This is a genomic window from Streptomyces sp. NPDC060209 (genome assembly GCF_042728155.1).
Classification (GTDB): domain Bacteria; phylum Actinomycetota; class Actinomycetes; order Streptomycetales; family Streptomycetaceae; genus Streptomyces.
This window is the reverse complement of sequence record NZ_JBHWZS010000373.1, coordinates 1-7,744: the sequence shown is the minus strand read 5'-3', so window position 1 is coordinate 7,744 and position 7,744 is coordinate 1. Positions and strand designations below refer to the sequence as shown.

General features: G+C 69.4%; 5 protein-coding genes and 1 pseudogene. 4 read left to right on the top strand and 2 right to left on the bottom strand.

Going from position 1 to position 7,744, the window contains the following annotated elements:
- Positions 1–136 precede the first annotated feature (136 nt).
- Positions 137–3,475, top strand: a complete 3,339-nt coding sequence (locus ACFWFI_RS38570) for a LamG-like jellyroll fold domain-containing protein (RefSeq protein ID WP_387399857.1) — start codon at positions 137–139, stop codon at positions 3,473–3,475.
- Positions 3,476–3,751: 276 nt separating this feature from the next.
- Here the strand turns inward: ACFWFI_RS38570 and ACFWFI_RS38565 are convergent.
- Positions 3,752–3,949 (bottom strand): annotated as a pseudogene (locus tag ACFWFI_RS38565) (LysR family transcriptional regulator); the annotation flags it as partial.
- Between the two features lie 97 nt (positions 3,950–4,046).
- On the opposite strand from ACFWFI_RS38565, the gene ACFWFI_RS38560 reads away from it, so the two are divergent.
- Positions 4,047–5,021 carry a phosphotransferase family protein gene (locus tag ACFWFI_RS38560; RefSeq protein ID WP_387399854.1) on the top strand — a complete coding sequence of 325 codons (975 nt, stop codon included), beginning with the start codon at positions 4,047–4,049 and terminating at the stop codon, positions 5,019–5,021.
- A gap of 33 nt (positions 5,022–5,054) precedes the next feature.
- Positions 5,055–5,600, top strand: coding sequence for a DUF6886 family protein (locus ACFWFI_RS38555; RefSeq protein ID WP_387399852.1), 546 nt, complete (start codon positions 5,055–5,057; stop codon positions 5,598–5,600).
- Between the two features lie 37 nt (positions 5,601–5,637).
- Here ACFWFI_RS38555 and ACFWFI_RS38550 read toward each other — a convergent pair whose 3' ends face one another.
- The gene (locus ACFWFI_RS38550; protein WP_387399849.1) at positions 5,638–6,657 is read right to left on the bottom strand and encodes a LacI family DNA-binding transcriptional regulator; all 1,020 of its coding nucleotides are present in this window, start codon (positions 6,655–6,657) and stop codon (positions 5,638–5,640) included.
- Between the two features lie 219 nt (positions 6,658–6,876).
- Here ACFWFI_RS38550 and ACFWFI_RS38545 point away from each other — a divergent pair, with 219 nt between their 5' ends.
- Complete coding sequence (locus ACFWFI_RS38545; RefSeq protein WP_387399847.1) at positions 6,877–7,704, top strand: phytanoyl-CoA dioxygenase family protein; 828 nt, start codon at positions 6,877–6,879, stop codon at positions 7,702–7,704.
- The last annotated feature ends 40 nt before the right edge of the window (positions 7,705–7,744 follow it).

Genomic DNA, 7,744 nt, shown 5'->3' with positions numbered 1-7,744 from the left:
GCACGATGCCGCCCACCGGGTCCCGCGCGCCCGGCGTGGAGGGCGGGAATGGTCTCAATTTTCTATCGTTGAAAATTCTGCGTGCACGACCGTTGTCAGGTGTTTGAGGCTGTGGCTCAATGTTCGACTATGTGCAGTGCTCCGCGGTTCGGAGCACTTCGGCTTCTTCGACGAGGACGACGCCTTGATACGACAACTAGCCCGCCCCCGAACGCTGCTCAGAACGCTCGCCTGTACGGCGGCGCTGCTGCTTCCCGTCGGGGCCATCCTGGTCCCGGCCGCCGCCGCTGCCCCCGCCGCCGCTCCCGCCGAAGGAGCCGCCACCGCCTCGGCGTTCGTGAAGGAGGACCCCTCCACCGAGCCGCACGGCCTGAAGGGCGAGTACTTCGCCATGTCCGCCCCGGGCGCCCGCGACTTCGCGACGCTCGGCGCCACGGCTCTCGACCCGGAGATCAACTTCCCCGGTCTTACAGGGGCGTTCGAGTCGGCCACCGGCAAGACCGAGCACACCACGGCCCGCTGGACGGGGCAGATCGAGGCCCCGGAGGACGGTGACTACACCTTCTCCGCCATCGGCGACAACGGCTTCCGTCTCTTCATCGACGACAAGCCGGTCATCGACCACTGGGTGCCGGACTGGGACAAGGAACAGACGAGCGCGCCGCTCGCTCTGAAGGCCGGTGAACAGCACACGTTCCGGCTGGAGATGTTCCAGGACGTCGGCGGGGCGAACATGTTCCTGCGCTGGTCGAGCGCGAAGCTCGCCAAGCAGATCGTTCCCGAGTCCGCCTTCACCCCGCCGGCGGACTTCGAGGTCTACCCGGTCGGGCTGAGCGTCGCCGAGAACGGTCTGAAGCTGCAGGCGACCTTCGACCACGAGGTCAGCGGCATCACCGACGTGAAGGACCACCTCGTTGTCGAGGCGGACACCACGCCGATGCCGGTGAAGTCGGTCGTCAGGGCGTCCAACAACCGCAATGCACTGGTCGTCACCCTGGACGCGGCCGTCCAGAAGGGCCAGCAGGTCAGGTTCGCCTACGACGGTGAGGCCGGCCTGAAGAACGGCGACGAGACCGTCCCGGAGATCAGCCGCAGGGCCAAGAACCTCTCCACGCACCGCCTGACCACGCCGTGGGGCGACAAGGTCGACCGCAAGAACCCGCTGCCGGAGTACCCCCGCCCGCAGCAGGTGCGCGACGACTGGAAGAACCTCAACGGGCCGTGGGAGTTCGCGGGAGCCACCGCCGGTGAACAGCCGGTCTTCGGCAAGTCGCTCGACGAGCGCATCACCGTGCCCTACCCCGTCGAGTCCCAGCTCTCCGGACTCGAGCGCCACGAAGACCACATGTTCTACCGCAAGCTCGTCACGGTGCCCAAGGGCTGGTCGGTCGGCAAGCGGAGCAGCGACGACCGGCTGAAGCTCAACTTCGGCGCCGTCGACTACCAGGCGCGGGTCTGGGTCAACGGCAAGCAGGTCGCCGAGCACACCGGCGGCTACACCGCCTTCAGCGCCGACATCACCGACGCGCTCAAGGGCAGCGGCCCCCAGGAGATCGTGGTCGCGGTCACCGACACCACCGGAGCCGACCAGCCCACGGGCAAGCAGTCCGCGAACCCCAGCGGCATCTTCTACACCGCCTCCTCCGGTATCTGGCAGACCGTCTGGATGGAGCCCGTCGCCCCGGCCGCCGTCGACTCCCTGAAGACCACGCCGGACATCGACAAGGGCCGGCTCGCCCTGACGGTCAACTCCGAGGACGCCTCGAAGTCCGCCCGGGTCACCGCCGTCGCCCGTGACAAGAAGGGCAAGGTCGTCGGCACCGTCACCGGTGCGGCCAACAGCGAGCTGAGCCTCCCGGTCGCCAAGCAGCACCTGTGGACGCCGGACGACCCGTACCTGTACGACCTGGAGGTCACCCTCAAGGACGGCCGTTCCAAGGACACCGTCGACAGCTACTTCGGTATGCGTTCCTTCGGTGTCGCCGAGGTCGGCGGCTACCAGAAGCTGGTGCTCAACGGGAAGCCCTTCTTCTCCCTCGCCCAGCTCGACCAGGGCTTCTACCCCGACGGTCTGAACACGGCGCCCAGCGACAAGGCCCTGGTCTTCGACCTGAAGGCGCAGAAGGACCTCGGCTTCAACTCCGTCCGCAAGCACATCAAGGTCGAGCCCGCCCGCTGGTACTACCACGCCGACCAGCTGGGTCTCCTGGTGTGGCAGGACTTCGTCTCCGGCAACATCACCGGCGAGAAGGGCCAGAAGGCCTTCCTCGACCAGGGCGCCGAGATGATGGAGCAGCTGCACAACTACCCCTCGATCGGAGCCTGGATCGTCTTCAACGAGGGCTGGGGCGAGTGGGACCGCACCGAGACCGGCAAGATCACCGAGAAGGTCCAGGCCGCGGATCCCTCCCGGGTCGTCAACGCCCACAGTGGTGTCAACTGCTGCAACAGCAAGGGTGACTCCGGCAAGGGCGACATCATCGACCACCACGACTACAACAACACCGATCCGGCCTTCCCCGACGAGAACCGCGCCGCGATGGACGGTGAGCACGGCGGCTTCACCCTGCGGATCCCCGGCCGCATGTGGCCCGGTGCCCCCACCGCGATCTACAGCGGCGTCGCGGACAAGGACGCCCTGACCGCCAAGTACGTCGACAACACCCGTACGTACTACCTGGACGCGGCCCGCGCAGAGCTCTCCGGCTCCATCTACACCCAGGTGACCGACCTGGAGAACGAGCTCAACGGTCTCTGGACGTACGACCGCCGTGAGATCAAGGTCGACGCCGCCAAGGTGCGGAAGATCAACCAGGAGGTCATCGCGGCCGGTGCCGCCGCGGGTGAGCGCGACGAGATCAAGGGAGGCGGTTCCTGGTCCCTCGACGAGAACAAGGGCACCAAGGCCGCCGACAGCGGCCCGAACCACAAGGACCTCACCCTCTCCGAGGGCACGTCCTGGGCGCCGGGTGCGCAGGGCTCGGCCCTGAAGTTCAACGGCGAGGGCCAGTACGCGGAGACGGACGGCCCGGTCGTCGACACCACCGGCGACTACACCGTCTCGGCCTGGGCGTCGCTCGACGCGCTGCCGGGCAACTACGCCACCGTCGTCAGCCAGGACGGCCGGCGCCAGGAGAACCCGTTCTACCTGCAGTACGGGCAGGGCGGGTTCGCCTTCTCCACCCCGGGTGCCCACCGGGCCCGGCTGGAGATCAAGCCCGAGCTCGGGCACTGGTACCACCTCGTAGGCGTACGCAGCGGCGACGAGATCAAGCTGTACGTCGACGGCAAGCTCGCCTCCACCGCGGCGGCCGGTACCGCTGATGTCAGCACCGGCTCGCTGTCCGTCGGCCGTGCCAAGTGGTCGGGCGGCAACGTCGACTTCTGGAACGGTTCCGTCGACCAGGTGAAGGTGTACGACAAGGCGCTCACCGACCAGGAGGTGACCGCACTCCACGACGGCGAACAGCCGTAGGGAGCACCCCGCAGGACCGCTCCCGGCAGTGCGCGCACGCGCCGCGCTGCCGGGAGCTCCTTGCTGTCCGGCGGCCTCGCCGCTCAGCTTGTTCCGTGGCTTCCTGAGCGGTGAACCGCCACCGGAGGACGGGCTTGCCAGTGCCGAGCGCTTTCTGACCGGGCCGGGAACCGTCGAGGGCCTCGAGCTGTTCCTCTGCGACTGACGGCCACCGCTTGTCGTCCTTCACGCAGGGGCTGAGCTTGTTCTTGACGCGAGCAGATGCAGAGCCGCCGGTCAAAGACGTGTTGCTACGCGGATCAGGTCGGCGACTGCGCGAAGTCGGCTGTGCGAAGGCCAAGCAATCACCGTGGTCACGGGTGGTGCATCCAGGACCGGAACGGCGGCGAGATCCCGGCGCGGGTCGGTGCTCGCGGACTCGGGCATGATCGCGGTGGTAGGGCCGAGCGCGATCAGTTGGAAGAGCTGTGTCATGGCCCATCTGCTGGACGGACTGCTGGTGGAGGTCCTCGGGCGGAGTACCTGTTCCCGGTCTGTGGTTCATGCCGGTGGTGATCGATAGGTTGTGAGCATGGACGAACATGTCGCCTTCGCGGAGCCCGGCGTCGATGACCGAGGCTGGTCCCGTACGCGAACGTGGGTGGAGGCGCAGGTGGGCGAGGGCCGTCCTGTGGACGCCGCCGAACGGCTTCGCGGCGGTTGGACCTCGGAGATGCGCCGCCTTCGCGTCGGAGGGCCGGGTGCCCCTCGGTGGTTCGTGCTGCGGTCCTTCGTCAAGCCCTTCTTCGTCCGCCACGCGGAGGGACTCCTCACACGGGAGGCGGACATCCTGCGGCTCCTCGCGCGGACCGATGTGCCGGTGGCCGCGTTCGAGGCCGTCGACGCGACCGCGCAGCACTGCGACCATCCGTCGTTGCTGATGACGCTGCTGCCCGGCACGGTGCGCCTGGACGAGGAGGACGCGGGACTGCGGACGGAGCTTCTGGCGCGCCAGCTCGTCCGCATTCACCAGGTGCGCGTCCCGGCCGAGGCCCGGCCGCGTGCCTACGAGGCCTGGACCTCTCCGGAACGGGTGAGCATCCCCGAAGACACGGAGCGTAGGCACCTGTGGCAGCGCGCCGTCGACGTCATCCGCCGTGATCCCCCGGACCATCGGCCCTGCTTCCTGCACCGCGACTTCCATCCTGGCAACGTGCTCTTCAGCGGACACGGAGCCGATACACGGATCACCGGAGTCGTCGACTGGGTCGAGACGTCCTGGGGGCCCGCGGACCTCGACGTGGCCCACTGCTCCACGGCTCTGGCCCTCCTGCACGGCCCGGGGGAGGCGATGCGGCTGGCCGAGCGCTACGAAGCCGCCGGAGGTGTCCTGAGCAGTGAACCCTCGGCTCACCTGTACTGGCGGATCCTGGATGCCCTCGCCTTCTCGAATGTCGAGAAGGTCGCGCTGCCCTGGCACGAGCTGGGACGCACCGACCTGACCCCGGCCCTGCTCACGAGTCGGCTGGAGGACTACCTCCACGCGCTCTTCCGCCGATACGGCTGATCCTTCGCGGCAGTTGTGCGGTAGAACCGGAGCATGCGTCCCCGACCAGGAGAGGTGCTGCACTTCTCCGAAGACCCCGAGATCCCGGTGTTCCGTCCACACGTCGCCGCCACCGCCCGGCAGCCGGAGGCGTACGTCTGGGCCGTCGACGGTACACAGGCCCCGGCCTACTGGTTCCCACGACAGTGCCCGCGCGCCATGGCATGGGCCGTGCCGCACACATCACGCCCCGACCGCGAACGCATCCTCGGCCCGGGGGGCGGCCGGCGAGTGCACGCCATCGAGCACAGCTGGCTGAGACGGTTCCTGAGCGTGGAGTTGTTCGCCTATCGGTTCGCCGCCACTTCCTTCCGTCCCTTCGGCGAGCCGGTGCCGCACGCCCTCGTATCCACTGAGCCCGTCGAACCACTCGGTCCGGCGGAGCCCGTCGGTGATCTCCTCCAGCTCCACCGCGAAGCCGGGATCCAACTGCGCGTTCTCGACAACCTCTGGGGCTTCTGGGAAGCGGTGGTGCCCAGCACGTTGGGTTTCAGCGGCATCCGCCTGCGGAACGCGGCGCCCAAGCCCGACGAGTACTGAGAACAGCCGGCACAACAGGGCGTCCCGGCCCGATTCGTCACACCGGGGAGACCGCGGCTCCGGTGCTCTCCCGGGCCAGCACGCGGTGCGGGACCACGATCCGGCGGCCGGCCAGCGCCTCGAACCGGCCCAGGACGCGCTCGGTCAGGCACTGCACGGCACGTTCGGCGATCTGTTCCCGGTCCGGGGCGATCGTGGTGAGGGACGGGGCTGCGAACCGGCCGTCCTCGATGTCGTCGAACCCCATCAGCGCCAGATCCTCCGGCACGCGGACGCCCTGTTCGGCCGCCACGCGCAGTGCGCCGAGGGCGAGTTCGTCGCTGAAGCAGAAGACGGCGTCGGGAGGCCCGGGCAGCCGCAGCAGTTCACGGAGCGCCCGCGCACCCTCCGCCCGGTGCAGATCGGCCACCTCCACCTCGGCCACCGGACTCAGCCCCGCTTCCCGCAGCCCCTGCCGGAAGCCCTCGGCGCGCAGTTCCGCCGTGCCGTGGCCCAGACCGGACTGCAGGCCGATCGCTGCGACACGCCTGCGGCCCCTCGCGACCAGATGGCGCGCGGCGTCCCGCGCGGCCCCCACGTTGTCCAGGGCGACATGGTCGATCGACCCGTCCGGCTCCAGCTCACCCAGGACGACGAGAGGCAGACCACCCGCGAGCGACGCCAGCTCGGACGGGGACGTCGACCACGGACTGACGATCATGCCGTCGACCTGGTGCCCCTCCGAGCCGTCCAGAAGACGGCGCTCCAGATCCGCCCGCCCCCCGGTCCGCTCCAGGAGCACCGTCCATCCGCGTTCCTGCGCCGCGTCGATGAGGAGACCCGTCAGCGCACCGAAGTAGGGGGAGTGGATCTCGGGCACGACCACTCCGATGAGGCCGGTGCGCCCCTGCCGGAGGTTGCGGGCGGCGAGGTTGGGGCGGTAGCCCAGTTCCTCGACCGCCGCCATGACCCGGGCGCGCGTCGCCGGTGCGACCGCCGCGGCGTTGCTCACGACATTGGAGACGGTCCGGACGGACACGCCGGCGAGCGCGGCGACGTCCTTGAGTCTCGCTGCCACGGTCGGTGAGCTCCTGTCCCTCGATACGCGGGGGCGGTCGGCGGACCCTGCCCTTGCGCTGTGCACCGTAACAGCCCCGTCGTACGTCGGTGCGTACTGCCTCTTGCCACGTTGCTTGCAACGTTGCAATATGAACGGGTCGGCAGGCCCGCTGGGGAGGAACACCTCACCGTCGCAGGCCTGTTGCCCCCGCCTCCCGTCCATGAAGGGACCACCGCCATGCCCGAAGCCGCCCTTGCCCCGCACCTCGACACGGCCGTTCAGGACCTCTGCACGGCCGGTGTCACCGCTCACCGGGGCGCTTTCACCCCGCAGTGGGCCGACGTCATGCGCGAGGACATCGAGACGGCCTTCGCGGAGGCGCGCGGCCGGGAGGGCGGGGCGGTTGGCCGGGGACCCCATCGGTACTACGTGGAGATCCACCCCGAGCAGATGCGGGGCTTCGTGGAGCTCGTGGACCATCCCTGGGTCCGGGGAGTGTGCGAGGCCGTCCTGGGGCCCGACTACCGCGTGGTCGAGCTGGGCTTCGACGTACCGTTCGCCGGGGCCGTGAACCAGCCCTGGCACCGGGACTTCCCCATGCCGGACGCCACCCGGCACCGGCGCCGGCTGACGTCCCTGGCCTTCAACCTCACGGCCGTGGACACGCGCGACGACATGGGTCCGTTCGAGATCGCGCCGGGCACCCAGTGGGACGACGACGCCCGCTTCGGCCACGCGATGTTCCCGCCCCGCGACACCTATCCGCGTTACGCCGGGCTCGCCGAGCGCAAGTACCCGCGGCGCGGGGACATATCGGCCCGCTCCGCCCTGACGGTCCACCGGGGCACTGCCAACCACTCGCCTGACTCCCGGCCGGTCCTGGTGCTGGGTGTCGACGCCCCGGGCGCGGGCAACGACGCGCACCACGCCATGGCGGTGACCCGTGCGTACTGGGCTTCCCTGCCGGGGCGCGTACGGGCACATCTTCACTGTCCGGTCGTGGAAGAGCTGACCCCCATCGTCCAGAAGCACACCATCGAAGGCCTGGTCATGGGCGACGCATGACGCCCCACCGGGCCCGGCGCCGGCCGGACGAGGCCGGCAC